The 26720-nt window shown below is 47.2% G+C and carries 23 protein-coding genes and 2 pseudogenes; 13 read left to right on the forward strand and 12 right to left on the reverse strand.

Annotation, left to right across the window (positions count from 1 at the left end; genetic code table 11):
• The first annotated feature begins 138 nt into the window (after positions 1 to 138).
• The 4 genes from ltrA (ACIDITHRIX25_RS81070) (at position 139) to ACIDITHRIX25_RS81085 (ending at position 7745) form a co-directional block, all read left to right on the forward strand.
• The gene (gene ltrA / locus ACIDITHRIX25_RS81070; RefSeq protein WP_201733475.1) at positions 139 to 1407 is read left to right on the forward strand and encodes a group II intron reverse transcriptase/maturase; all 1269 of its coding nucleotides are present in this window, start codon (positions 139 to 141) and stop codon (positions 1405 to 1407) included.
• A gap of 716 nt (positions 1408 to 2123) precedes the next feature.
• Complete coding sequence (gene ltrA / locus ACIDITHRIX25_RS81075; protein WP_201732520.1) at positions 2124 to 3365, forward strand: group II intron reverse transcriptase/maturase; 1242 nt, start codon at positions 2124 to 2126, stop codon at positions 3363 to 3365.
• A gap of 675 nt (positions 3366 to 4040) precedes the next feature.
• A complete protein-coding gene (gene ltrA / locus ACIDITHRIX25_RS81080; RefSeq protein WP_201733475.1) occupies positions 4041 to 5309 on the forward strand; it encodes a group II intron reverse transcriptase/maturase in 1269 nt (422 codons plus the stop codon).
• A 240-nt stretch (positions 5310 to 5549) separates the two neighbouring features.
• Complete coding sequence (locus ACIDITHRIX25_RS81085; protein ID WP_201733513.1) at positions 5550 to 7745, forward strand: IS1634 family transposase; 2196 nt, start codon at positions 5550 to 5552, stop codon at positions 7743 to 7745.
• A 167-nt stretch (positions 7746 to 7912) separates the two neighbouring features.
• On the opposite strand, the gene ACIDITHRIX25_RS81090 is transcribed toward ACIDITHRIX25_RS81085, so the two are convergent.
• A complete protein-coding gene (locus ACIDITHRIX25_RS81090) occupies positions 7913 to 8104 on the reverse strand; it encodes a transposase (protein ID WP_201733514.1) in 192 nt (63 codons plus the stop codon).
• Positions 8105 to 8109: 5 nt separating this feature from the next.
• A pseudogene (locus ACIDITHRIX25_RS81095) lies at positions 8110 to 8773 on the reverse strand (IS1595 family transposase); the annotation flags it as partial.
• A gap of 169 nt (positions 8774 to 8942) precedes the next feature.
• Here ACIDITHRIX25_RS81095 and istA point away from each other — a divergent pair.
• Genes istA through ACIDITHRIX25_RS81110 form a run of 3 tightly spaced genes read left to right on the forward strand, consistent with a single transcriptional unit; the run spans position 8943 to position 11618 of the window.
• Positions 8943 to 10532, forward strand: coding sequence for an IS21 family transposase (gene istA, locus ACIDITHRIX25_RS81100; RefSeq protein WP_201733515.1), 1590 nt, complete (start codon positions 8943 to 8945; stop codon positions 10530 to 10532).
• Positions 10480 to 11280, forward strand: a complete 801-nt coding sequence (gene istB, locus ACIDITHRIX25_RS81105; protein WP_082058385.1) for an IS21-like element helper ATPase IstB — start codon at positions 10480 to 10482, stop codon at positions 11278 to 11280. Before istA ends, istB begins: the two co-directional genes overlap by 53 nt.
• The gene (locus ACIDITHRIX25_RS81110) at positions 11277 to 11618 is read left to right on the forward strand and encodes a hypothetical protein (RefSeq protein WP_201733516.1); all 342 of its coding nucleotides are present in this window, start codon (positions 11277 to 11279) and stop codon (positions 11616 to 11618) included. Before istB ends, ACIDITHRIX25_RS81110 begins: the two co-directional genes overlap by 4 nt.
• A gap of 524 nt (positions 11619 to 12142) precedes the next feature.
• On the opposite strand, the pseudogene ACIDITHRIX25_RS81115 reads toward ACIDITHRIX25_RS81110, so the two are convergent.
• The 5 genes and pseudogenes from ACIDITHRIX25_RS81115 to ACIDITHRIX25_RS81135 all read right to left on the reverse strand — a co-directional run.
• Positions 12143 to 12393: pseudogene (locus ACIDITHRIX25_RS81115) on the reverse strand (transposase); the annotation flags it as partial.
• Positions 12394 to 12479: 86 nt separating this feature from the next.
• Complete coding sequence (locus ACIDITHRIX25_RS81120; protein ID WP_201733599.1) at positions 12480 to 13076, reverse strand: transposase; 597 nt, start codon at positions 13074 to 13076, stop codon at positions 12480 to 12482.
• Positions 13073 to 13396 (reverse strand): hypothetical protein, encoded by a 324-nt coding sequence (locus ACIDITHRIX25_RS81125; protein ID WP_249685757.1) that lies wholly within the window; start codon positions 13394 to 13396, stop codon positions 13073 to 13075. The genes ACIDITHRIX25_RS81120 and ACIDITHRIX25_RS81125 overlap by 4 nt, the downstream gene beginning before the upstream one ends.
• Before the next feature lie 657 nt (positions 13397 to 14053).
• Positions 14054 to 14482 (reverse strand): TA system VapC family ribonuclease toxin, encoded by a 429-nt coding sequence (locus ACIDITHRIX25_RS81130; protein WP_082058633.1) that lies wholly within the window; start codon positions 14480 to 14482, stop codon positions 14054 to 14056.
• Positions 14482 to 14712: a ribbon-helix-helix domain-containing protein gene (locus tag ACIDITHRIX25_RS81135; RefSeq protein WP_201733519.1), complete on the reverse strand. Its 231-nt coding sequence runs from the start codon at positions 14710 to 14712 to the stop codon at positions 14482 to 14484. Before ACIDITHRIX25_RS81135 ends, ACIDITHRIX25_RS81130 begins: the two co-directional genes overlap by 1 nt.
• A 16-nt stretch (positions 14713 to 14728) precedes the next feature.
• On the opposite strand from ACIDITHRIX25_RS81135, the gene ACIDITHRIX25_RS81140 reads away from it, so the two are divergent.
• From ACIDITHRIX25_RS81140 to ACIDITHRIX25_RS81165, 6 genes are all read left to right on the forward strand, one after another.
• Positions 14729 to 15031, forward strand: coding sequence for a HipA domain-containing protein (locus ACIDITHRIX25_RS81140; RefSeq protein ID WP_283770439.1), 303 nt, complete (start codon positions 14729 to 14731; stop codon positions 15029 to 15031).
• A gap of 22 nt (positions 15032 to 15053) precedes the next feature.
• Complete coding sequence (locus ACIDITHRIX25_RS81145; RefSeq protein ID WP_052605620.1) at positions 15054 to 15305, forward strand: hypothetical protein; 252 nt, start codon at positions 15054 to 15056, stop codon at positions 15303 to 15305.
• A gap of 414 nt (positions 15306 to 15719) precedes the next feature.
• Positions 15720 to 16364, forward strand: a complete 645-nt coding sequence (locus ACIDITHRIX25_RS81150; RefSeq protein ID WP_052605644.1) for a nitroreductase family protein — start codon at positions 15720 to 15722, stop codon at positions 16362 to 16364.
• A gap of 10 nt (positions 16365 to 16374) precedes the next feature.
• Positions 16375 to 17994, forward strand: a complete 1620-nt coding sequence (locus ACIDITHRIX25_RS81155) for an acyl-CoA mutase large subunit family protein (RefSeq protein WP_201733521.1) — start codon at positions 16375 to 16377, stop codon at positions 17992 to 17994.
• Complete coding sequence (locus ACIDITHRIX25_RS81160; RefSeq protein WP_213333458.1) at positions 17984 to 18385, forward strand: cobalamin B12-binding domain-containing protein; 402 nt, start codon at positions 17984 to 17986, stop codon at positions 18383 to 18385. The genes ACIDITHRIX25_RS81155 and ACIDITHRIX25_RS81160 overlap by 11 nt, the downstream gene beginning before the upstream one ends.
• A gap of 54 nt (positions 18386 to 18439) precedes the next feature.
• A complete protein-coding gene (locus tag ACIDITHRIX25_RS81165) occupies positions 18440 to 20020 on the forward strand; it encodes a class I adenylate-forming enzyme family protein (protein ID WP_201733523.1) in 1581 nt (526 codons plus the stop codon).
• Positions 20021 to 20116: 96 nt separating this feature from the next.
• Here the strand turns inward: ACIDITHRIX25_RS81165 and ACIDITHRIX25_RS81170 are convergent, their stop codons facing one another.
• From ACIDITHRIX25_RS81170 to ACIDITHRIX25_RS81190, 5 genes are read right to left on the reverse strand one after another with little or no spacing between them, the layout of a single operon-like run.
• Positions 20117 to 21634, reverse strand: coding sequence for a hydrogenase large subunit (locus tag ACIDITHRIX25_RS81170; protein WP_200891247.1), 1518 nt, complete (start codon positions 21632 to 21634; stop codon positions 20117 to 20119).
• Positions 21631 to 23112: a proton-conducting transporter transmembrane domain-containing protein gene (locus tag ACIDITHRIX25_RS81175; RefSeq protein ID WP_052605616.1), complete on the reverse strand. Its 1482-nt coding sequence runs from the start codon at positions 23110 to 23112 to the stop codon at positions 21631 to 21633. Before ACIDITHRIX25_RS81175 ends, ACIDITHRIX25_RS81170 begins: the two co-directional genes overlap by 4 nt.
• On the reverse strand, positions 23109 to 23768 hold the full coding sequence (locus ACIDITHRIX25_RS81180; RefSeq protein ID WP_052605615.1) for a hypothetical protein: 660 nt from the start codon (positions 23766 to 23768) through the stop codon (positions 23109 to 23111). The genes ACIDITHRIX25_RS81175 and ACIDITHRIX25_RS81180 overlap by 4 nt, the downstream gene beginning before the upstream one ends.
• A gap of 11 nt (positions 23769 to 23779) precedes the next feature.
• Positions 23780 to 24733 carry a respiratory chain complex I subunit 1 family protein gene (locus ACIDITHRIX25_RS81185; RefSeq protein WP_201733524.1) on the reverse strand — a complete coding sequence of 318 codons (954 nt, stop codon included), beginning with the start codon at positions 24731 to 24733 and terminating at the stop codon, positions 23780 to 23782.
• Positions 24730 to 26658 (reverse strand): proton-conducting transporter transmembrane domain-containing protein, encoded by a 1929-nt coding sequence (locus ACIDITHRIX25_RS81190; protein WP_201733525.1) that lies wholly within the window; start codon positions 26656 to 26658, stop codon positions 24730 to 24732. The genes ACIDITHRIX25_RS81185 and ACIDITHRIX25_RS81190 overlap by 4 nt, the downstream gene beginning before the upstream one ends.
• Between the last annotated feature and the right edge of the window lie 62 nt (positions 26659 to 26720).

The raw sequence follows: 26720 nt of genomic DNA on the forward strand, positions 1-26720 counted from the left end.
AAATGCCTATGGATTGGGGGCGGACCATCCCGTAGTAGCTACGAAGTCCTTGTAATGAGGATGGAGCCAAGGGGATGGAGTGAACAGGAAATGCAAATGAACAACTTCTCAAGGTAAAAGTTGAGGGGGAGGGATCAAATGACAAGACCACGACAAGAAAAAGCTTTTGATATCGACAAGTACGTCGTACTTAAAGCATACAAAGAGGCAAAAGCCAATCGAGGAGCACCAGGGATTGATAAGCAGTCCATCTCAGTCTTTGAGATGGATCTAAAGAACAATCTCTACCAACTCTGGAATCGAATGGCTTCTGGAAGTTATTTTCCAGCGGCAACTAGATATGTCGAGATAGACAAGTCAGATGGCGGTAAAAGAATCCTAGGTATTCCAACCGTCAAAGATCGCATCGCCCAAGGGGTAGCTAAAGCCTACATAGAGCCAAGATTGGAAGAGGTCTTCCACGAAGACTCCTATGGTTACAGGCCGAATCGCTCAGCCCATGATGCCATTGAAAAAGCACGCAAGAGATGTTGGAAGTACGATTGGGTCATTGATCTAGATATCAAGGCCTTCTTCGACACAATAGATCATGAACTGCTGCTAAAAGCTGTCTCTATGCACGTATCAGAGCCATGGATAATTCTCTACATCAAACGTTGGTTGAAAGCTCCAATGCAAAACAAAGATGGACAACTAATAGATCGAGAGCAAGGATTACCCCAAGGCGGGGTGATTTCTCCGATTTTGGCGAATCTGTTCTTACATTACGCTTTTGACAAATGGATGGTAAAGAACTTACCCTATGCCCCGTTTGAACGATACGCGGATGACCTTTTGGTACATGTGAAAACAAAGAAACGAGCCGAAGAGATCCTAGAGGCTATAGGTCAGAGAATGACGCAGGTCAAGTTGGAGTTACATCCACAAAAGACCAAAATCGTCTATTGTAAGGACTCCAACCGTAAAGGAGAGTTCGAACAAATACGCTTTGACTTTCTAGGATTTACCTTTGCACCACGCTACGCCCGCAATAAGTTCAAGCAGCAGTTTAACAACTTCCTGCCAGCGGCTTCAGATAAAGCGGTAGAAGAAATGGGCAGAGAACTTAGGCGGTTTCGTATTCACCTCCAAACAGGCCAAACCATAGCCGAACTCGCCAGGCTTTACAACCCGGTGATCTTAGGCTGGATCAACTACTATGGACGCTTCTACAAATCCAGATTAGGCCAACTCCTCCGTCGTATCAATATCTATTTGATTAGATGGGCACGCAAAAAGTACAGGCGACTTAGCATACGAGCAAATGCTTGGAAATACCTATCTCAAATAGCCGAACGTGAACCCAATCTTTGGGCTCACTGGTCATTTGGGGTAATACCAAAAGTCGGTTCGCTAGGAGCCGTGTGAATTGAGAGGTTCACGCACGGTTCTGTGAGAGCGGGGAGGGGAAGTTCCTCCCCGCCACTCGACGTGCGTCATGAATGAAAGAGGTTGTAAATCATGTAGAAGCTGATAACAATCACACTGCAATGCTACATAGATGATGGAGGTAGGCCCTCCGGGATCGCCTTTTGGGAGGAGATTCCAAACCACCTTATCGATAATGGCACGGGGCATTAGCTAAAGACTGTTGTCCAAAGCGGTACTAAAAAAGTTAGAGCAATGACTCTTTCAGGTATGAGTTAAGAAGACGAGTGAAAACAAACCACTGACGAAGCGTTCGAAATTGGTATGGATGATGTCGAAACCGAGGGACGTCGAACTTTCGGGACAACTTGGAGACTAACCCAATTAGTGCTCCTTGGGCATCCGGCGTGTAGGTGGCGTGAGCTTAACATCAGGCGTTTATGTGGAACATGAGAACCCAGTCCTAGACGTTCTTGGCTAAGCCCACATGGGCTAAGCCCAAAGATGAGGAAAAACCTACAAGTTGCAGATCAACAAGAGGGAAAGTACCAAATGCCTATGGATTGGGGGCGGACCATCCCGTAGTAGCTACGAAGTCCTTGTAATGAGGATGGAGCCAAGGGGATGGAGTGAACAGGAAATGCAAATGAACAACTTCTCAAGGTAAAAGTTGAGGGGGAGGGATCAAATGACAAGACCACGACAAGAAAAAGCTTTTGACAAAAGACAAGTACGTCGTACTTAAAGCATACAAAGAGGCAAAAGCCAATCGAGGAGCACCAGGGATTGATAAGCAGTCCATCTCAGTCTTTGAGATGGATCTAAAGAACAATCTCTACCAACTCTGGAATCGAATGGCTTCTGGAAGTTATTTTCCAGCGGCAACTAGATATGTCGAGATAGACAAGTCAGATGGCGGTAAAAGAATCCTAGGTATTCCAACCGTCAAAGATCGCATCGCCCAAGGGGTAGCTAAAGCCTACATAGAGCCAAGATTGGAAGAGGTCTTCCACGAAGACTCCTATGGTTACAGGCCGAATCGCTCAGCCCATGATGCCATTGAAAAAGCACGCAAGAGATGTTGGAAGTACGATTGGGTCATTGATCTAGATATCAAGGCCTTCTTCGACACAATAGATCATGAACTGCTGCTAAAAGCTGTCTCTATGCACGTATCAGAGCCATGGATAATTCTCTACATCAAACGTTGGTTGAAAGCTCCAATGCAAAACAAAGATGGACAACTAATAGATCGAGAGCAAGGATTACCCCAAGGCGGGGTGATTTCTCCGATTTTGGCGAATCTGTTCTTACATTACGCTTTTGACAAATGGATGGTAAAGAACTTACCCTATGCCCCGTTTGAACGATACGCGGATGACCTTTTGGTACATGTGGAAACAAAGAAACGAGCCGAAGAGATCCTAGAGGCTATAGGTCAGAGAATGACGCAGGTCAAGTTGGAGTTACATCCACAAAAGACCAAAATCGTCTATTGTAAGGACTCCAACCGTAAAGGAGAGTTCGAACAAATACGCTTTGACTTTCTAGGATTTACCTTTGCACCACGCTACGCCCGCAATAAGTTCAAGCAGCAGTTTAACAACTTCCTGCCAGCGGCTTCAGATAAAGCGGTAGAAGAAATGGGCAGAGAACTTAGGCGGTTTCGTATTCACCTCCAAACAGGCCAAACCATAGCCGAACTCGCCAGGCTTTACAACCCGGTGATCTTAGGCTGGATCAACTACTATGGACGCTTCTACAAATCCAGATTAGGCCAACTCCTCCGACGTATCAATATCTATTTGATTAGATGGGCACGCAAAAAGTACAGGCGACTTAGCATACGAGCAAATGCTTGGAAATACCTATCTCAAATAGCCGAACGTGAACCCAATCTTTGGGCTCACTGGTCATTTGGGGTAATACCAAAAGTCGGTTCGCTAGGAGCCGTGTGAATTGAGAGGTTCACGCACGGTTCTGTGAGAGCGGGGAGGGGAAGTTCCTCCCCGCCACTCGACGTGCGTCATGAATGAAAGAGGTTGTAAATCATGTAGAAGCTGATAACAATCACACTGCAATGCTACATAGATGATGGAGGTAGGCCCTCCGGGATCGCCTTTTGGGAGGAGATTCCAAACCACCGTACGGGGCATTAGCTAAAGACTGTTGTCCAAAGCGGTACGGAAAAGTTAGAGCAATGACTCTTTCAGGTATGAGTTAAGAAGACGAGTGAAAACAAACCACTGACGAAGCGTTCGAAATTGGTATGGATGATGTCGAAACCGAGGGACGTCGAACTTTCGGGACAACTTGGAGACTAACCCAATTAGTGCTCCTTGGGCATCCGGCGTGTAGGTGGCGTGAGCTTAACATCAGGCGTTTATGTGGAACATGAGAACCCAGTCCTAGACGTTCTTGGCTAAGCCCACATGGGCTAAGCCCATAGATGAGGAAAAACCTACAAGTTGCAGATCAACAAGAGGGAAAGTACCAAATGCCTATGGATTGGGGGCGGACCATCCCGTAGTAGCTACGAAGTCCTTGTAATGAGGATGGAGCCAAGGGGATGGAGTGAACAGGAAATGCAAATGAACAACTTCTCAAGGTAAAAGTTGAGGGGGAGGGATCAAATGACAAGACCACGACAAGAAAAAGCTTTTGATATCGACAAGTACGTCGTACTTAAAGCATACAAAGAGGCAAAAGCCAATCGAGGAGCACCAGGGATTGATAAGCAGTCCATCTCAGTCTTTGAGATGGATCTAAAGAACAATCTCTACCAACTCTGGAATCGAATGGCTTCTGGAAGTTATTTTCCAGCGGCAACTAGATATGTCGAGATAGACAAGTCAGATGGCGGTAAAAGAATCCTAGGTATTCCAACCGTCAAAGATCGCATCGCCCAAGGGGTAGCTAAAGCCTACATAGAGCCAAGATTGGAAGAGGTCTTCCACGAAGACTCCTATGGTTACAGGCCGAATCGCTCAGCCCATGATGCCATTGAAAAAGCACGCAAGAGATGTTGGAAGTACGATTGGGTCATTGATCTAGATATCAAGGCCTTCTTCGACACAATAGATCATGAACTGCTGCTAAAAGCTGTCTCTATGCACGTATCAGAGCCATGGATAATTCTCTACATCAAACGTTGGTTGAAAGCTCCAATGCAAAACAAAGATGGACAACTAATAGATCGAGAGCAAGGATTACCCCAAGGCGGGGTGATTTCTCCGATTTTGGCGAATCTGTTCTTACATTACGCTTTTGACAAATGGATGGTAAAGAACTTACCCTATGCCCCGTTTGAACGATACGCGGATGACCTTTTGGTACATGTGAAAACAAAGAAACGAGCCGAAGAGATCCTAGAGGCTATAGGTCAGAGAATGACGCAGGTCAAGTTGGAGTTACATCCACAAAAGACCAAAATCGTCTATTGTAAGGACTCCAACCGTAAAGGAGAGTTCGAACAAATACGCTTTGACTTTCTAGGATTTACCTTTGCACCACGCTACGCCCGCAATAAGTTCAAGCAGCAGTTTAACAACTTCCTGCCAGCGGCTTCAGATAAAGCGGTAGAAGAAATGGGCAGAGAACTTAGGCGGTTTCGTATTCACCTCCAAACAGGCCAAACCATAGCCGAACTCGCCAGGCTTTACAACCCGGTGATCTTAGGCTGGATCAACTACTATGGACGCTTCTACAAATCCAGATTAGGCCAACTCCTCCGACGTATCAATATCTATTTGATTAGATGGGCACGCAAAAAGTACAGGCGACTTAGCATACGAGCAAATGCTTGGAAATACCTATCTCAAATAGCCGAACGTGAACCCAATCTTTGGGCTCACTGGTCATTTGGGGTAATACCAAAAGTCGGTTCGCTAGGAGCCGTGTGAATTGAGAGGTTCACGCACGGTTCTGTGAGAGCGGGGAGGGGAAGTTCCTCCCCGCCACTCGACTGAATTCCCCCCAAGACCCCGTTTAAGCCCCCTTTTAGCCCCTATTTGGGGGTAACCCCTATTTGGAGATGCTGGTAGATGAAGTTCGGTTTTCTCAAGTGGCGAATGTAGTGCCCTAAGCTTAGAGTTAGCTATGAATATTGACCTACAAGGTAATTCATCTGGTATACTTGTTATATGTTCATTCGCGAGAAGACCACTAAGAATAAGGCAACTGGAACTAAATATATAAAGCATCAGTTAGTTAGGTCTTATCGCGAAGGAGACAAAGTACGCCAAGAGATAGTTATGGATCTAGGACGACTTGAGATCGATCCTAAGGACTACAAGAAGCTAGCTCAGATATTGACGATGAGACTAGCTGGCTCTGAGTCTCTGTTTGAAGGTGACCTAGAACTAAAGTCGATAGCCGATAAAGTTCTATCTAGCTTTTCTGTTACTCAAACACTTCGCTCCGATTCTGAAGTAATCACAAAAGATGCCGAGTTCCTAAATGTCAATACATCATCTCTAGAGGCATCTGATATTAGGCGCTTAGGTCCTGAACTAATAGCTAGTAGCTTCTATGACAGATTGAAGATCAAAGAGCAACTACTACGGTGTGGCCTTAGTGAAAAAGAGACAGCAATTGCTAAAGCTGTAATATGTGCTCGTTTGGTTGCTCCTTCTTCTGATCTTGAAACACATCGCTTCCTAAAAGAGGACTCTGCACTCTATGAATTGGTAGACCAAGACCTTAGCAATATCGGTAAAGATGCTATTTATGAGATAGCTGATGCTATCTACGAAGCTAAAGACTCAATCGAGATGGCACTTATCAAAGCCGAGAATGAGCTTTACCCAACTAATAAGCGTCTCTTTTTATTTGATCTTACCAATGCCTATTTTGAGGGACGAACACTTGGTAATGATCTAGCCCAATATGGCCACTCCAAAGAGAAGCGCTTCGACTGTACTTTAGTAAGTCTTGCCCTTTTGGTGGATGATCGTGGACTACCGATCTATAGCCACATATATCCCGGTAATCAGTCAGAGCCTGAAACCCTTGGTGATGTCTTATCTAGTATCTCTAGTCACCTAAGACAGGGACTCTTTAGCGAAGATCTCCCAACGGTTATCATGGATAGAGGGATAGCAACTTATGACAACATCGCACTGATTGAGTCCTATGGTCTTAGCTATCTGGTAATTACACGCGCTAATGCAGCTAGACACTATCTAGCTGAACTACGCCAAGGAAAAGATACCTTCTTAGAGATCAAGAACTCCTCCAATGAGAGCATCTACATCAAAGAACTGGGTGATGACCTGGGTGCTGAGGTAGAAGTTGCCGAGGGAGAAGTTGCCGAGGCGGGTGCTGAGGTAGAAGTTGCCGAGGGAGAAGTTGCCGAGGCGGGTGCTGAGGTAGAAGCTGCCGAGTCGGGCAATGAGTCGGTTACTGTCGATTCCATGGATGGCCCTCCACAAGCCAACGAGTCGCTTGGCGGCGATTCCCTCGGTATCGATTCCATGTATGGCCCTCCACAAGCCAACGAGTCACTTGGCGGCGATTCCCTCGGTGTCGAGTCAATTGTCAACGAACCCCAGAGCAATGAACCCCAAGCCAACCATTCCAATAGAGCTCAACCATACGCAAGTGACTCCATGGACAACAAGATAAAGCAGATCCTATGTATCTCAGAGCGTCGCAGGGATAAAGAAGAGGCAATTGCTATAGGTATGCAAACTAAGTTCCAGAGTGCATTTGACAAACTAGCTGACTCAGTTAAGCGTGGTCAATATTCCAATGCCACAACTGTGGCTTCAAGAATAGGAAAGCTAAAGCAAGAGCATCGCTCTATTGCACGTCGCTATGAGATAGATGCCATAACTGGCGATGACCAAAAAGTCAAAGAGCTGGTTTTGACTGAGAAACCAAAAGTAAAAGAAGCAGCTGAGACTCTCTATGGTGCATATGTGATTGAGACCAATAGGAACGATCTAGAACCAGAAGAGATCTGGAAGCTCTATATGACCCTAACAAAGGTAGAGGATGCATTCAAAGCCCTAAAGAGCAATCTAGGGATGAGACCGATCTATCACCAACTAGCTAGTCGTACCGCTGCTCATCTATTTATTTCAGTAGTTGCTTATCACCTCTATGGAGCAATTGCACTTAGCTTATCTCAAGCCGGTGACAAAAGAAGTGTTCACAGCATTCTTGCTCAAGTGTCTACCCATAGCCGCTTGAACGTAACGATGTTAGATGATAACAAACGTCTACATAACCTTCGTATCTCCTCTACTCCAAACTCTACCCAAAAAGAGATCTACTCTATTCTTGGAGTAGTAGATACCCTAGCTCGAACCAAGAAGGTGATTGCTCAACTGTAGTGCCCAAATCCAGACACCAATATGGTCATTACCTGGGCTTTCATGGGGTGGTTGCCGAAAGTAGGGTTAGTCAACTCAGATACGCCAAAACAAAGGGCATCACTAACATGATGATCATCTTGTTGTTTGTTGTCTTTGGTAAATGAAAGTGGGTATTGGTGGCTTAGTTATTTCACCACGATGGAATCAAGTACTCTCCAGTTGGGCTTTCCGCCATAGAGTAGTGCTCTTATGCGGTAATTTTCGAAGTTGGTAAAGCCAAAAGCTACACGCTTTACTCTTTTGATCAAGTTGTTGAGTCCTTCGGTAGGACCATTGGTCATTCGTTCTTCGTGAAAGGCCATGATCTTTTTAAACATACTTATCAAGTTTCGTAAGCAAGAGCCATTTTGGAGTCAGATTCGCGGAGTAGCGGATGTGGAGACGCAAACACACATGTATTGAGAAGTCGCTCTACCAAGGACATTTCAAAGTGCCTTGGGTTGAATCGGTATGCAAATTCCTCGAGGCATAAGTTGCTTATGTTCCTCACGTCCGTGGTATGTTCCGTCGATAAATTTCTTGCAGTTCCCTATCAGGATGTTGAGCCATTTGAATGTTACATGTGCTTGTTCGTCTTTGGATAGAGTGAACCAGTGCGCTAGTCCAAGGTCTTTCAGCACATACCCCGTAACTTGGGTTACCATTACTTATCAGCTTGGTATTAGAATCTCAACGTCTCACAAAAACATCTTTGGGTGATTTAGCAGTGGTATCTTTGATTACTTCCATGAAGCAATGAGTAGGAGCACCATTGCTAATCGACACTCCAATTAGAACATTGGTTTGTTTTGTTCCCTTTCCTCTTCTGCCTTCGCCATGGCTCTCACCATCTAAAAAGAACTCATCTACTCAGGCGTTTTCTCCAAGTTTGTATAAACCATCTCGGTCAGCCATTACGCTCAGCTATTACGCTCAGCCATTGCCTTAGGTAGCTTATTTAGCATCAACCAGCCAGTCGAATAAGATACTTCAACGAATTTAGCAAGGGCTCTTGACTTTTCCACAATCTTTGGACCGCCTCGCTGAAATCTTTGGACCATGATTCCACAATCTTTGGACCACCTCGCCGAAATCTTTGGACCACCTGATTCTTTATCTGATTAACTTGCTTTGGCGTCCCAAAAAATGTGGACGCCAAAGGAGGAATGAACATAAATGGCTTCAAAGAAATGGAAGGTGGATATGAAAGATATCCGTAATTTATTGGCTCTTGTAGCCAAGGGTAGTTACAGCAATAGAGAGATAGCAACATCGCTTGGTATCTCACACCAAAGCGTAAGTCGACATCTCGATAGGCTCGCCAAAGCAGGCGTTAGTATCCAAGAGGCATGCGACCTTGACGATGAGGCACTCTCTGCTATCTGCTATCCAAATAGTCCGGGTCCAAAATCCAATGGAGCGGTAATGCCGAATTTGGATGCGATACTCACAGAGCTAGCCAAGCCGAATCCACCAACTCGTAAAGTACTTTTTGACGAGTATTGTGAGCAATTTCCCGATGAGCACTATGGATATTCGCAATTTGCCGAATTTATCCGTCAAGCCAAAAAAGACCGTAGTCTCACGATGCACTTAGAGCATGTACCAGGGGATCAGCTATTGATTGACTTCGCTGGGGATAAGGTGGGAATCTACTCATCGCCAGGTGCTAGTGATCCCGACTACCAAGCCTCTATTTTTGTTGCTACTCTTGCCTTTTCAGGCAAGACATTTATTTGGGCTACCAGATATCAAGATGTATCTTGTGTGATAGATGCAACCGAAAGGGCTCTCTACTTCTTTGGCGGTGTTGTAGGTCGATTAGTCCCAGACAATATGGCTGCAGCGGTAACTACCGCCAAAGGTCCTAAGACTGCGCTGAAGCTAAATAATTCTTTCAAGGAATTTGCCAACCATCTTGGTACTTTAATAGCTCCGACCAGGGTTCGCAGGCCAAAAGACAAAGCTCGCGTAGAGCAGATGGTTGGCTATGTACAAAGAGATATTCTCGGGAGACTGAGAAATCAACGCTTTTACTCTATAGCTGAGCTCAATGTAGCACTTTTAGATGGGATCAATCGGCTAAATAACAACAAGATAGGTGGCCAGGACTTCTCTCGCGAGGATAGATTCGTAGAATTCGAAGCTAACTGCCTAGCTCCACTTCCTCCTCATAAGTTCCAATTCGGTATCTGGTCTAATGCCAGAGCAGGATCCAACTACCACGTCAAGGTAGCAGGAAACTACTACAGCGTTCCATACCGCCTAGCAAATAGCTCCCTAAGTGCTAAGGCAACCATCGATACGATTGAGATCTATGAAGGTAGCAACTGCGTGGCTATTCATACAAGATCGATGCTATCTGGAAAATACACCACCATCGAAGCACATATGCCACAAAATCACCTCATCTATCAAAGATCCACATCCATCGATGGACTGATTACGCAGATCAAAAATATAGGCCCATCAGCAGTTAGCTTCGCCGAGGTAATCCTAGATAGAGTGGGGCCATCTACTGGATTAGCAATTGGCTCTTTAGCTCAGATAGCTGAAGTAGCCAAACTCTACGGAGCTCAAGTATGTGAGCAATCGTGCGCATATGCAATAGCTATTGGATCCACTAAGTCATCTTCTCTTAGGAGCATCGCTTCCAAGGGACTCTTTGAGACAGAGGTAATTGAAACCCCAAATTTGCCATGCATCACAACTCATGACAACATCCGGGGTGCCTGCTACTACGGAGGTATGGAAGATGTCATCTGAGGCCATAGTTACCCAACACCTAAATAGCCTAGGACTATCGGGCGCTCTGGAAGAGTTTCATCGGCAATTAAATGAACCAGCCTCACTGTCATTGGGATTCGAAGAGAGGCTGGCCATGATCCTTGGTGCACAAGTTGATCTAAGGGTTAATCGTAGGATCCAACGACGTATAAAAGAGGCGGAATTAAAAGTTTTAGCTCATCCAGGCGAAATAGACTTTTCAGTTGATCGGGGTGTTCCTAAGGCCAAGGTAGCCGAGATACTCTCACTTGGTTTTCTAAGACGTCACCATAACCTTTTAGTTACCGGTCCTACTGGTTGCGGTAAGACCTATCTGATCTGTGCTATAGCCCATAGCGCAATCGTGGCGGACCATACAGTGCGTTACTTTCGACTGTCGCATCTACTTGAACAGATAACCATAGCAAGAGCCGATGGCACCTACAAGTCGTTCCTCACCAAGATAAGGTCCAAGGACGTTATCTTGATAGACGACTTTGGTCTAGCACCAATTGCATCACGGGGTAGCCGAGAGCTACTAGATATTCTTGACGAGCGCATTGGTGTTGGATCTACCATCATCGCCTCACAACTTCCCGTTAGCACTTGGTATCAAAGTTTTGAAGATCTAACAGTTGCAGACTCAATACTCGATCGTCTCGTTCATGACTCAATGCGCCTCGAGATGAAAGGCGAGTCAATGCGAAAGATACGAGCACAACATAGCGAAATGGGAGACGGCTCATGAGTAACGAAATCCCGTTGCGTCACGATAGCGTCACGATAGCTTGTCCGGTTTGCCATAGTGATTTCTTAGTATCGGGTCGTAAGACCTACTGCTCAGAGCGTTGTAGAGCTAGTGCTTATCGAGCTCGACGCGACAACAGCCAATCCAAGGTACCTGTTGTAGGTAAGAAACAGCCGCTAAAGCCAATCACTGTATATGAGTGTGATATCTGCGGGGAGCGAGCCCTCGGGGAGCAACGCTGCGACGAATGTCAGAAATTCATGCGTCGTGTTGGCTTTGGAGGACTGTGTCCTCATTGTGATGGCGCAGTTGCCTATGACGAGCTAACCGTTGGTTAAGCGAATCTAACAAACTAAAGATCAGGCCATCTTTAGTGAGCGGTGGACGCCTGCACGCTTGCCTCGCAAATAATCTGACACATGTGAATAAGCGCTTCGCGTTTACATGCAGGTGCCAGATCTCGACCACAGGGCCCACCGCTATCGCTACTACCGATAAACAAATAATAAAAAGAAGGGTAACTGGTTCCGAAACTACCCATTGGGACCAGTTACCCCTCGTGCTACTCCTGGCTTAGAGTTGTCCGTAATCCTCAGAAAAGCGAAAGACAACTTTCTAATCCAACAACGAGAGGACTATGGACAAATAAATATCAAAAAGACGAGCCATTTAGGCATTAATTAAGGGACCTTCTAGCCTGACATCTACCGGGATTGAGGTAACTTAGAGATAGGTTAAAGGGATCAGGAAAGTCTGGTCCAAAGACTTCGGTACAGTGGTCCAAAGATACTGGTGCTGTGGTCCAAAGATTCTACCAATAGTGGTCCAGAGAATCGGAATAGTCAGGCTCTAATGGCTAGGGGGTAGTAGCCGAAAGACCACGCTTGTCGTTGGACAATAGATAGATAGCGGAGAACCACTTGGATAAAGAGATATGGCTTCGATGAAAGATAGTCCTGGAGGTAACGCTAGTTTGACGTCGACAAGATTTACATTGAAAAAGTGGAGCTCGAGACGCTGCATTTCTTGAAATGATTTGGCCTTACTAAAGTAAATTGGTCAGAGTCACACTTTGGACATCTAAATCCGTCATAGCATAAGCAATTTGATCAAATGATCTTCACATGCTTACTTTGAAGCGAAGCGTACCATAAAGCCTGAGAGATCCACCATGCCACCTTAGTAGAACATCTGTTCTACTAAGGATTAGCTCCAATCTGGTCTCGGTGAAGGCGAAACTTACGAAACTTGATAAGTATGTTTTTAAACCAATATTTGAGAGTCTTTCCAAGTCTGCGAAGCTCTAGTGGCATAGCCACAAGTGATATGCGATCGACAATCTCTTCTAAGTATTTTTGTGCCTGGTGAATATCCCTACACTCATAAAAGTCAGATAATGCTTCTTTTACTCTGTAGGCAAGCGCAACCTCAGCGTTTGGATCTCCCAATTCAAGAAGCGTTTCTATACGCTTGGTGGTCTTTTCATCTAAGTTCTTCCCCTTCATCACAAGTAGCTTGCGAGATCGATACAAAGGATCATCTTTTCTACCTCTGTGACCAGTTCTCTCTAGCTGCAGCCGTCTGCGTACTCCATCTAGTGCAGTAGTGGCAAGCTTGATGACGTGAAATCTATCTACCACTTGGGTTGCTTTTGGTAAGGTAACACTAAAGACAGCAGCATAGGAATTTGACATGTCTAAAGTGCCATAGGCAATTCTTTCCCTAAAGTGAGTTGGACGTTTCTTTACCCATTTTGCTACTTCGGTAAAGCTCCTTGATTCGACGATATCGATCAGCTGTCGGTTTCCGCGACATCACAAATAGTTGTGCACCAGTTCTGCGTGCGATATTTACCAGTTCTCACAAAGAGGGTCTCGTCAAAGCCAAGAGCCCTTGTTTTTCCAATTCGCTTCTTATCAGCTTCTAGTAGAGCTCTACTGTAGATGGTTACTGCTCGATTTATTACGCCCCAGTCACAGTTGAGTTCTTTTGCTAGCTCAGATACACATCGGCCCATACCCACCAGCTTTGTCGCCCACTTGGCAGCTCTAGTTGTAAGTACACTATGTGAAGCTGCAATACGGTGATCACTAACGTCCAACTTCTCTTCTCGCATGAAGATTGATTACAAGTCATCCGATGTTTCTTCCACTTGATCCTCGTAGGGGTACCCCCAAAAGGAAGATCGATATAGGTGACAAAGGGTCGTTCCTTTACCTGTGCCGGATTGAGACAAAGCGGACAGGTCACTTTTGAGATAACTTGCTCAATTGCAATCTCAGCCATAGGGCCATTTCTGCAGTAGTAAAGAATTCTCACTCCCTTTAAACCAACGAGTGCATTACAAATATCGCTAGGATCGAAAAGGACGGGGGAGCCTACAATAGGCTTTGTTTTGGTAGGGTCGAACCAGAGCGCCCTGCCAACGTTTCCGTCGGTGGGTTTCTCTGGTCCGCCCTCCGAACCAGACCTGCGACTTCTACCGCATCCGGCTCTCTCTTCCAGCGTGGGTACCAAATCGCTTCCAGCGCGTTCCAGGGAGACATCCTAAGATTCAGTCGCCGAAGTGCCTGGCTCCAGTTCTGCCAGCGAGGGTAGATTTTGGCGACGCCGTGAAATTGGAACGAATAATAACCATTCCGGCTTGGCTTTCGCTGGGTTTACCGGTATGGCTACTCAGGCGTTGAGGCCTTTTCGTTCTCGGCCAATTTGGTCACCAAAGTCAATAGGAAATATCTCCGCAGGTGCCCCACATGCCCACCGCCGCAGCGTATTAGGAGTTGAGCGGATTGAGCCAGATAAGTTCGGGGAAGCGCGCGAAATCGGAGTCAGCGCTGATGACAGCCAGGCCGTGCTCGATGGCGAGCGCGGCGAGCGCGGCGTCGCTGACCAGGTTGCCTCGCAGGTCGAGATCGATCACTAGCCGTGTAAGGATGTCTCGGTACCCGCGTCCCGGATCGGGCACCCACGCGGCGGGGGCGTCGAGCCAGTCGGCGACGAATGACCACGCATCAACTGGAGTGAGTGGGACGGGCAGGGCTCGCGGATGGGTGACGATGCGAACGAAGGCCAGCAGCGACTGCCAGGGCAGCCCGATTCGGCGCGAGCCGTTGAGTGCTTCTTCGAGCCAATTCCGAGCGGCGCTATGAGCTCGCGACCGTTCGTCGACGGCATAGATCAGGACGTTGGCGTCAACTAGCATCAGCGGGTCGCCACGCCATCGAGGATTTCGAGGGCGTCCGCGACGCTCGAGACGTCGACGCTTACCGAGAGCGGTGCTGTGCGCTGGCGGAACGGGGGATGTATGACCTGGGCAACCAGGCCTCGGCGAATCAGTTCGTTCACCGCCTCGGACATGCCAAGGTGTTGTTCGCGCCGCAGGGCCTCGATGGCCTGGGCGGTGTCCTTATCGAATTCTACTGTCGTCCTCATGCCGCTATTCTAGCACGTGCATGCTTGTAGTAACGCACGCATATGTTTGCTGCGTTTATGCCGCCAGCGGAATGCTTGTCAACTTTTGGGTCGTTGGCCAGGCGATAAGTACCTACTAAGTTACGAAGAAGTTGCAGCGGCGATAGTGTCAGTTTGCAGCGCAGAGGTGGTAGTAGCACTCGATCTATTTTGCCAGATTTGTTTTGCTTGGCTCACTGGAAATGGAGATGTTCACGCCAAAAATATCTCAGTTGTAAAGTCGCTTAGTGGCCTATGGTCGCTTTCTCTCGCATACGACCTTGTCTCCACTCTGTTCTAGGGTGTTCTATGGTGAGAATTCCATGGCGCTAAGACTAGCTGGGTCTACAACCGAACTATCAAGGCGCATGATCCTAGCATTCGGCTCGACTATTGGATTAAGCACAGTTGGATTAAGCACAGTTGTGGCGACCAAAATTCTAGACAAACTTATCGCCGCAACTGAGCTAATTTTGGTTGAACTAGTCAATGGTGCGCTATCGTTTGATGAAAATAAGACTAATAAAGTACTTAAAGTATTGAAACATCGATGGAATAACCTCGCGCTTCGGTAGATTTCTATTTTGATAAAGTTTTCTAAATAGAGTTGTGAACTTCCGCACCGTTACAGATGGGGCTTGCGGCCGCGTCTTTTGGTTGAGGTTGCCTAGTATCACTTCCATCAAGGCATCACGACCAACCGGTCTGATAACGATTATCGAGAGTGCAATATGAGCTCGCAAGCAAGTTTTCGCCTTGTGCGAATTTCAATGCTACGGGTAAGCGTACGTAAAGATCAGCTAATTTGGCGACTGCGATAGCGAAAATACTTTTTATGTGATTATTAGTTAGCCATTTCCAGGGAGATGGTTTATTGACCATGTTAATTTATCCACCTGGTAATTAGTTTTGAAAGTTGAATAATTTCTCTTTTACCAATGGGGCGTTTGGTAACATTTGCCACATCGGTAAGATTTTTGGAGGCGAAGATGGATCTTGTAGAGGCGATGCGTACACAAGGTACTTGTAGATATTTTCAAGATCGAGAGGTGCCAGACGACGTCTTGTTCAGGGCCTTCGACTCAGCACGATTTGGCCCACAAGGTGGAAATCGCCAACCGGTACGGTTCATAGTGGTGCGGGATAAGCAGAAAAGACAAGCACTCAAAGATTGGTATATCGGCCCGTGGCGAGCCTATTTAGCTGGCATTGGGAGCGGGGAAGTGCGTGCTGGTGCTCTGGATAAGACCGTTCAAGCCGCAGACTATTTTGCAGAGCACTTAGAAGAAGTTCCAGCGCTAGTAGTGGTCTGTGCCGAGGTGGATGGACTGCATCCAACTGATGCTGGACTTGGACGCATAAGCGTCGTTGGTGGAGGTTCCATATATCCAATAGTTCAGAATTTCCTATTGGCTGCTCGTGCCGAAGGGCTAGGAACTGCTCTAACGACCCTGCTGTGTATCTCAGAGCCCCAAGTAAAGGAGTTATTGAATGTTCCCGATGGCTTTATAACGGCCGCGACAATAGCCGTTGGATGGCCACTGAACCCCTTTCCAACTAAGTTGACCAGGATGGAGGTCTCGGATATGGTTCGTGTCGATGGCTTTGATGGTAGAAGTCTTAGTCGTGATTAGGAGCCAATGAATGGCCGACGAGATCAGAAGAACGACGAGTGGAATAGAGCTTAAACCCATATATGGTTATGGAGATATTCCAGAGGGTCATCGAGAGCTTCTTTCGACTTCGCCAGGCGAGCCCCCATATCTTCGTGGCGCATATCCAAAGATGTATCGCACAAAGCCGTGGAGGATCTTTCAACTTTCTGGCTTTGGGAATCCAATCGACGAGTCCGAGAGGATTAAGTTTTTACTGAGCCACGGTGAGAGTGGCTTTTTGATGGAGCACGACAGGATGACTGCGGATCATCTATATGACGTAGATAATCCCGAGGTGTTGGCGCGCAGTGGTGATGTGGGGCTAACTGGGGCAGTTATTTTGTCGATTCGTGACTTTGCGACGATTCTTGATGGAATAGATATTGAAAATACCTACGCGCACGCCGGTGGGGCAGTCGTACAGCACGGCCCGTTCGCGAATGCATGCTACTGGAATGTGGCGGCTAGTCGTGGTATTGATCTAAAGCGTCTGGCGGGCACCGGTCAATCTGACTTCAATTTGACATATTTGGGGTGTATCGCCAAGGAGCAGATTCCTCCACGCGATGGTTTGAGGTTGAATCTTGATCTAATTGAGTTTTGTCACCGAAATCTTCCCCGATGGGTTCCCGTTTCGATAGCCGCCTACAACGGGGCGGATTCCGGGCTAAATGCCAAAGAAGAGCTAGGGTTGCTCATGGCGAATGCCAAAGAGTACTTGGATGGAATTGTGGAGAGGGGCAATATTGAAGTTGCCCAAGTCGCAAGGTCTATCGGTGGCATCAACCTTCGAACGTCGATGGATATCTTTGAAGATATCGCAAAGCTTCGAGCGGCAAGGGTTATGTGGTCGAGGATGCTCAAAGAGCGCTACGGAGTCGACGACGAGCGTGCTCGCCAACTTAGAATTCATGTAGTCACAGCTGGATCAGCTATGACCTATCAACAACCCCTAAACAATATCGTTCGAGGCACTTTGATGGCTCTGGCCGCGGTCTTGGGGGGTGCTCAATCTTTAGGGGTCTCTGGTTACGATGAAGCCATCACAATTCCAAGTGAGCATGCGCACCAGATGTCGCTTCGAATTCAGCAGATCCTTCAAAACGAATCAAATTTGACTTCAGTCGTTGACCCACTTGGTGGGTCATATTTAATTGAGAGCCTCACTGGCCAACTTGTTGAGGAAGGGTTTGGAGTCTTCGATGAGATTGTAGCCCAGGGTGGTTATATCGCCACTCTAGAGTCAGGGTGGTTATACAGGAGGGCAGTAGCAGGATCAAATGAGGCCGCATATGACATTGAGACCAACCGTGTGGCAAAGGTCGGAGTTAACTGCTTTATGGATGACGTCTCTCCATATGAGATTGAGGCCTTTGAAGCCCCGCGAGACGCCTTTGACAATGCGATGGAACGACTCGTTGACTTGCGAGCAACAAGAGATCAAAAGGTACTTAGGGACGCCCTTGTAGGGCTCGAAGAGGCATGTGTGTCCTCTTCGAATATAATGCCGGCAATGATGGCCGCAACAGAGGCTGAAGTATCCTTAGGTGAGATTGGCTCGGTCTTTAGAAGTTCGTTTGGAAGCTGGGAGGTTCCATTTGACTTTTAACCAACCACCTCCTTATTCGCCTAGAGTCGTGATGGCAAAGACGAGTTTAGATGGCCATTGGAGAGGAATCACCGTCGTCGAACACGCCCTGCGAGAAGCGGGTTTTGAGATTGTGCTTTTAGGTATGGCCACTAGGGACGAGATAATGAGTGCAGTTATCCAGGAGGACCCTGACCTGGTGGGGTTAAATGTCGGTGGACGTCTGGATTTGGTATTGTCGCTGGTCGATGAGATCGCTAAGTTGGAGTCGCCGCCACCAGTTATAGTTGGAGGAATCATTACTCCATCTGCTAAGAGGACCTTAGAAGCCCTTGGTGTTGACGCATTTCCTCCGGGGTCAAAGTTGACTTCGATCGTCGAGGCAGCTAAAAGATTGACAAATTTTAATTAATTTTTTCCAAGGATGGACTTTGTCTGTTCTAACTAAATCAAAGGTGGAGTCACAGTGAGTCGTTATAAGGATACAATGACGCGCGCGAGCCTCGCCGATCAGTTAAGGCGCAATGCCTTGCACTTTGGCGATCGCCAGGCGGTGGTTTCTTACGATTTGAATTCAAATAGGAGTGTTATGACCTATTTGGAACTCGATAACTATTCCGACAAGGTGGCAAGTGCACTGAGCCAAGCTGGAATGGAAATCGGAGATCGAATCTGTGCAATTGCTAAGAACTCTTTGGACTATGTTGCTCTTTGGTATGGCGCACTGAAGGTAGGTATGCCATTATCTGGAGTAAATCCACTGTTGACCCCTTTGGATATTGAGGATCATTTTGCCTCACTGAGGCCTCGTGTTCTCTTTGTTGATCGCGTGTTTTTGGAGAAGTACGAAGGTGTGATCAAAGATGCACACTCTATTGAATTGGTGGTCATCGCTGATAGAGATGGGGACTATAAAGGCAAGCTAAAGCGAACACAAAAGTTGGTCGATCTATCGCATTTTGATACGATGGCTCCATTTGTCCCTAATCGAGAGGCAGGCGAAGATGATATAGCCATGATCGTTCTCACCAGTGGTACCGAGGCAAAACCTAAAGGGGTGATGCTTTCAAATCGAAATTATCTGATTGCCACTATTCCCTCGTGGAGCATCGACCTATCTTTGACGCGTGATGATCGGTGGTTGTTCGTAATGCCCTTCTTTACAATGGCGGGAATTGGAACCATGACTACTTTAACCCAAGTGGGAGCAACTGTAGTTTTGCCAGCAACTATCGATCCCGATAGGGCAATTGCCCTGATTCTGTCCGAGAAGATAACGATAATGGCCCAAACTCCAACTTTTTATCTTGCTATGTCAAAGAGTTTGAATTTTACAAATGCAACAGTCTCCACCTTGGCCAGAGCGATAACTTATGGCGGTTTGGTTCCCAAAGCAATGCTAGATGCCTGGTCGGCGGTCCATCCGAAGATTCTATGGGGCACCTATTGGAGTCAATCTGAATTGGCTCAAGTAGGGACTTCGGGGTGGTTTCATACGATGGAAGAGATTCCAGATAGAGATCCTTCTTGGATTGGACGAGCGATGCCCGCACTTGAGATTCGGATTGTCGACCCAGATGGAAACGATACCAATGTCGGTGAAGCTATCGCTCGAAGTCCAGGGATTACAAGTGGTTATTTCAATGACATTGATCGAAGCGAGAAGTTGTTTGGCGATGGTTGGCTTCACACAGGAGATGTGATGAGAATCGACTCGTCGGGAAATCTGTTTTTTGTCGATCGCTTGAAGGATGTCATTAAAACCGGCGGCTTTAATGTCTCGTCAGTCGAGGTTGAACGTGTTATCTCTCAACACCACGCAATTGAGCGAGTGGCAGTGGTGGGTGTTCCTGATCCCTATTGGTCAGAGGCGATCACAGCCTTTGTCGTCTTGCGAGATAACGTTGCATGCGAAGTCGATGAAATTTTGGCCTTTGCTAGAGAACGACTTGCGTCATTCAAAGTACCCAAGTCGATTCGTATCGTCGATCTCTTACCCACAGATTCTCAAGGTAAGGTCCTAAAGAGAGTCTTGCGCTCGCTTTAGATTAATACCTAACTGCAATATCAGTTGTGGAAATTTGATCTGGCCATAGAGTAATTTGCAACTAAGAGCCCAATTGTTTGAGGGAGTTTTGTGTTCTTAGAGATCATTTCCTGAATATGAAAGATTGAAACTCTTATTTACCAGGGGAAAGTCGGGCACGATAGTGTTGGTCATGGCAATTGGAAGGCTGGGCCAATTGAACCACGAGGGATCGACTATCTTAGCATTGGTTATAATACCGTCTTTGATCTCGACTCGATGAGCAATAGTGCCTCTCCAACCTTCGACGAGAGAAAAGCCGCTTTCCCTAGGAGGCGTTGACACTTGTGCGATGGGTTCTTCAACCCTTAGAAAGCGGGCGAGCTCTCTAATGTAAGAGACTGATGCCCTTATCTCATTCACCCTTTGCAGGAACCGACTATTTACGTCTCCGGTTTCTAGGGTTGATGCCGTAGGTCCAATTGTCATAAAGGGATGGTCGATTCGGGCATCTACCTCTATGCCGCTCGCTCGGGCCACAACCCCAAGACAGCCCATCTCTTTTGCTTGGGCCACGCCCAAGATTGCGGTTCCATGGAACCTATCTCTTACCATTGAATGGTTGGTGAGTATCTCGATCAGCTCTTCAAATTTTGAGGCAATTCGATCGATTCCAATCAGATCGAGGTGATCGGAGATCTTAACTGTCCCTACTCCAAGGGTTCCTCGAAGTAGGCGACTTTGGGTTAGAGACGAATTGAGGCGCATCATCTCCTCTTTGAGATCTAGCGCTATTGCATTTCCCCAAGAAAACCCTACGTCGTTGGCGAGTGCTCCGATATCTCCTATGTGGTTGTAGATTCTTTCAGCCTCCAGAAGGATCGCTCTGGCACTTGCAACTCGGGTCGGTACTGTGATTCCAAGGGCATCTTCGATCGCCATTGTCATAGCTAGGCTATGGCCAAATGACGTATCACCTGAAATCTTTTCAGCGAGAGTTATCGCTTCAGCTGGAGTCTTGCCTACAAATAGTTTTTCTAGCCCCTTATGGAGAAACCAGAGGCGGATTCTAAGGCGTATGACAGTCTCACCTAATGCGAAGAAACGGAAGTGGCCCGGTTCGATCATTCCAGCATGGATAGGACCAACTGGAATTTCATAGATTCCACTTCCGGCTACCTCTTGGAAGGGGTAGCCAACTTGGCGATCTGATTCGAACTTGGGTTTTTCTTGGCTCGAGATCATGGGGTACCATTCTTCTGGCCAATGGCCATGGCGTACAAGCCTCTTTGGTAGAGGATGATTCAGCGGAATAATCCCGTAAAGGTCGGCCATCTCACGTTCAAATCGGGATGCCGAAAAGCTGATTTTGGCCAGACTTGGTAGTTCGGGTCGCTCTCTTTTTACCTCTAATTGGATCTCATGGCGTCGATCGGGGTTTTTCCCCACCAGACAATAGGTAACAAGAATAGTTTGAGGAAGTGGCTTAGCACAAACAAGGCTAAGGCGATAGCCCTCATTGAGATAAAAGGCGACTCGACCCAAAAGACTATCGGAGTCGGTGGCTTCGCTGCTTCTAATTACCGAGATTCCGCTAGTGATTTGATGAAGCTGCTGATTTATAGAATTCGTCACAAGCTCACTCCAATGGCATTGGCTCCAGCGCGCGCAATGGTGGTTACATTTGGGCCATCGATTCCTAAAAGAAGCGATAGAAGGCTTGCTCCAAAGAGCATTAGAGTCGCTCTTGTTTTAATTGAAAATGGCCTTGTATCTTGACCTGGGCCAACTGGGCCAAAGAGCATGGCGATACCATGGCGATAGATCGAGATAGCAGCTATCAAAAGTGCGCCAGCGACGATTATCAATGCGATTATGTCGTGGGATCGAATCAACCCAAAGGCAATCGAGGTCTCTCCTCCAAAGAGAAGAAAGGGAGGAAATCCCAAGATTCCAACTGTTCCAATGATCGCGAAGGTGGCAAGGATTGGACTTCGATGCGATAGGCTTCGAAGCGAATCGATAGAGGTATCACCTAACTCGTCATAGATGTGGCCGGTTGTAATAAAGACGATTCCTTTGGAGATACCATGGCCAACGATTTGGATTATAAGTCCATAGATAGCGATCTTGCTTCCAACTGCAATTCCAACTGCTATAAGGCCCATGTTTTCCAGTGACGAATAGGCATATAGGCGTTTGTAGTCCTTTTGGCGCACAAGCAACATCGCCGCTATGACTATGGTGGCTACTCCCATCGTCATAAGAACGTCGCTAAAGACTTTGTGGCCGATGCTGAGGCGACTGATCTCTGAGATGCGAAGTAGGACTCCGCCGGCAACGCTAAGCAAGACACCACTCATGAGTGCAGAAACAGGCGCTGGCGCTTGGGAGTGAGCGTCGGCTAACCAAGTATGAAATGGAAAGAGACCAACTTTGGTGGCGTATCCAATGAGCAGTAGTCCAAGGCCCAAAGTGGTCGCATTGTTTCTCATGTGTGAGGCATTTTTTACCAAGTCGTGAATGACTAAGGCGTTGGCTGGACTCATTCCGGAGTTGATCGCTGAGAAATATAAGATAACGGTTCCAAAAAAGGCGATTGTTATTCCAAAAGAGCAGATGATTACATACTTCCAGGCGGCCTCTGAAGCTTTGGTGGTGGCTTTGTGTGCAACTAGGAATGCTGTAGATATGGTGGTGGCTTCAATTCCTACCCATGTAAGTCCCAGATTGTCCGATACGACAGCTAGCGTCATCGCTGCAATAAAGATCTGCATTGCCATGGCGTAGCCCTTGTTGCTTTGAACGAGTTTGGTTTGATCACCGGGATGGCGCTCGAGATATTCACGACTGGCAAGGATTGCCATCGTCGAGACAACGCAGGTAAGCCCCAGCAAGATAGCTGTTAGAGCATCTCCAGAAAGAAGGTTATGAAATTGTAGGAGTTTTCCGTGGCGTGAGTCAAGGTATATAACCACTGAGGCGACTCCTATCGCCAGGACGCTAACAACTTCCATTTTTTGGGTGGCACCGTTCCACCCAAAGAAATAGAGTGCCACCGATACAAGGATCGGTAGAAGCACGATTAAACCAAGTAGATCGGATGCGTTCATTCGTGCAACTCCCTTAGTTCTGCAATATCCATACTCTGTGTCTGACTCCTCATATTGGATGCCAGGGCGACCAGGACAAAGATCAAAAGAAGAACGTCTAATAGCGCGCCAGATTCAACTACCAATGGAACTCCTTCGGTTAGGACGAAGGCACAGGCCGAAATTGCGTTGTCAAAGAGGGCAAAGGCGATCAATTGAGTTGCGATGCGCCTTCTAGTTACAATGAGAAAGACGGCTATTAGCAGTGCGGAGACTCCAACAGGAAGGCTTGCGATCCGTTTGGTCGGATTTAGAGCCACCAACGGCTCTGTCAATATGTATGCAAATGCAGTTATTGCTGCCACAATCAAGATTGAAGCAGTCGTATTTACAACGCGAGTCGACTCCCATTGGTCGCCTGAATGAGGAATTGCCCTTGCGATTATGGTGGGAATTCCATATGCTCGCACTAGCAATATCACAATAGAAAGGCCAATAAGCGCAGCGTCCTTGGCATAGATACCACTGAGTAGCCCCAACAAAAAGAGCGCAATTGCATTTGCGCGTAAGAGTCGGACTTGCCCAAAGAGACTTTTTCTCCAGGCAATGGCCATGGTGAAAAATAAAAAGGCGCCAATGTCAAAGTAAAAGAGGCTGGTAAAGGATCCCACAGACATATCTAGAACTCCTAAGCCTTGATGACCGGTAGAAAATATGATGCAGTGACGGCTAGAAAGCCAAAGACAAAGGATCCAGCTAGAAGCTCCGGAACCCTAAAGAGGCGTAACTTGGCTAAGAATACCTCCACAAATGCCAACAGACCAGCCAAAAGGGAGACCTTTATGACAAGTGCCACGATCCCCAAGATGATCGATCCGACAGAGGAGGTTGAATATGAGATGCCAATTGGAAAAAATAGGTTTACCACAAGGCCAATCAGGATAACCAACCTCATGGAAGAGGCCAGTTTTACCATTGCCAATTTTGGTCCATTTACCTCTAGTACCATCGCTTCGTGGATCATGGTGAGCTCTAGATGTGTCGATGGATTGTCTATTGGTATCCTGCCAGCCTCGGCAACGACGACGATAACAAGGCCAATTAGCGCTAAGGCACTCTGTGGCGAGGCGATCTGTTGCGGATTTGAGAGGGTTGCATGCACGATATTGAAGATATTGGATGAGTTTGCCCGAATTGAAAGCGCATAGATGGCCATAAGTATGCTTGGCTCTATAAGTGCGGCCACCATAAGTTCACGACTGGCTCCCATTCCTCCAAAGGCTGTGGCGGTATCGAGTCCGCCAAGGCCGAGGGCAATTGTTCCAATCAGTAGGATTCCTACCACCCAGAAGAGGTCGTAGTTAGATGAGCCCGGAAGTTTGAGGGCAATTAGCGGAATTATGGCAGATAAAACCAGGGTGGATACTAAATAGATCGCCGGTGCTAGCGCGAAGGCGCTCCCAGTTCCAATCGGGTTGATCTCTCCCTTTTTGAGGAGTTTGCCAAGTTCTCGAACACCTTGAAGCAAGGAAGGTCCTCTTCTTCCTTCGGCTTTAGATTTGATCTTGATCATGAGTTGGCCAATTAGTGGCGAGATCACTACGATTAGCGTGATCTGAAGGATGAGGGAAAGATAACTCAATGTGTCACCACCATTACTACGGCAAATCCCAATCCACCGAGCATTAAATACCGAATGAGCGATCCATTGTGAAAGCGTCGGAATTGACTAGCGACAAGATCTAGAGCTCTGGCCAATCGATTCCAGAGGGCGGTCTCGATAGCGTCATGAGGAGACTCTCGGAGATCTATTCGTTTTACGATTAGATCAAGTGAATCAAAGGCGTCGGTCTCGATATCTCGACGAGGAACCAAGATGTCCGAGAAGATCCGCTCTAGGGGTTCAGCAAATGAGGTTGCGGTATATTGCATCTTAGGGGTCAATTCTTTGGCTCCACAGCCCCAACGAATCTCATCTAATGGCTGTGGTCTCTTCGAAGCGGTTAAGCGTCGGATTAGATAGATCGCAATTGCACCCACTATAAACAGAGCCGCACCTATGCTAGGAAAGATCGCAGACGAAGTGGTGGTAATAGAGATGCGAGATCCAAGGGCGATTCTGGGATAAACCCCGCTGATTGATTCGCTCAGATGAAGGATGACAAAATTTATCACACCCGGATCAAATGCGAGACCAAGGTTGGCGATCATAAGGGCGATTATTGAGGTCGACATGGTCGTAGATGATTCGTGGGCTTCGCCTGCTCTCTTGGATCTTGGCGTACCTAAAAATCCAATTCCAAATGCTTTGACCATAGTTAGCACGCTCAATCCAGCGGTAAGTGCTACTACACCAAGAGCAATAGGACCGATGAGGACCAGGGAGCCAATATCTCTTGGAAGATGAATAATTGTTTGAAGCAGGAGCCACTCTCCAATGAAGGCACTTCCAAATGGGAGACCAGAAGCCGAGAGGGCCGCTATTCCAAAGCCAACCGTTGATACCGGCATTATTTTGGCGAGTCCACCAAGTTGATCGAGGTCGGTTATACCTATTTCGCTTTGAATCGAGCCGGCTACTAAAAAAGCTAGTCCCTTGAATAGGCCATGGGCAACAAGGATCAATACGCCAGCCCCAAGTGCTTCGGCGGCCAAATTGGGTAGGTGAAGGATCCTAAAGAGTTGAAATAGCCCTATCGCTATGAGGGCTAACCCCATGTTTTCAGCCGTTGAATAGGCAAGAAGCACCTTTAGATCCTTATTAACTGAGGCCTGAAGGATTCCATAGATGGCAGTAATTGATCCAAATACGATCAAGGTTATCGCCCACCACTTAGCCCCGGTCCCCAAAGAGAGGATACAAAACCTAATTATGCCGTAGATTCCAAGGCTCACCATTGCACCGCTCATTAGGGCTGAAGCTGGTCCAGGCGCTTGGGGATGTGCCTTTGGGAGCCAAATATGAAATGGTACAATACCAGCCTTGGAGCCAAAGCCAATTAAGGCTAACAGAAAGGCCAGGGATCTAAGAGTGTTCGAGTCGCGGCTACTTAGGGCCGAAAGGCCAGCTAATGGGGTTCCTGGGTGCGATGCGGAGATAATTGCCAAAGCGACAAGAATCGCCATCGCTCCCAGTTGTGTCATTGCCAGATAGACAAAGGTAGCGCGTCGACCGCTTTGATCATTGGGGTGGGCGGCGACTAGGGGTACTGAGGCTAGAGCCATCAACTCCCAGAAAAAAAAGAAGGTAGGAGTAGAGTTGGCGAGCGGAACGAGAGCCATAGTGAAGATGAAGATCGGTATTGCTATGACGGTTGTTGTTGGAAGATGATTTCTTCGCAAGTAACCATAGAGGTGGGGTATGACCATTACCCCAAGGGAGCCTGAGATCAAGAGAAAGACCCCAGAGAGAGGATCTGTTGCGAGTTTTAAGCCATATATTGCTAGAAATAAGTTCGTTGAGCCATGCCAAGGCGGTCGAGTGATCGCTAAAAGGGCGATGGTGGTAGCAGAAATAGCAACCAATGCGCTAAGAGTGCAGATCATAATGACAAAGAAACGACCCATTGGGTCAAATCTTTTTTTGATTTGGTCAGATTCGACTGCTTTTGGATTGGGTATTTGGGTCG

The sequence above is a fragment of the Acidithrix sp. C25 genome, assembly GCF_904848545.2.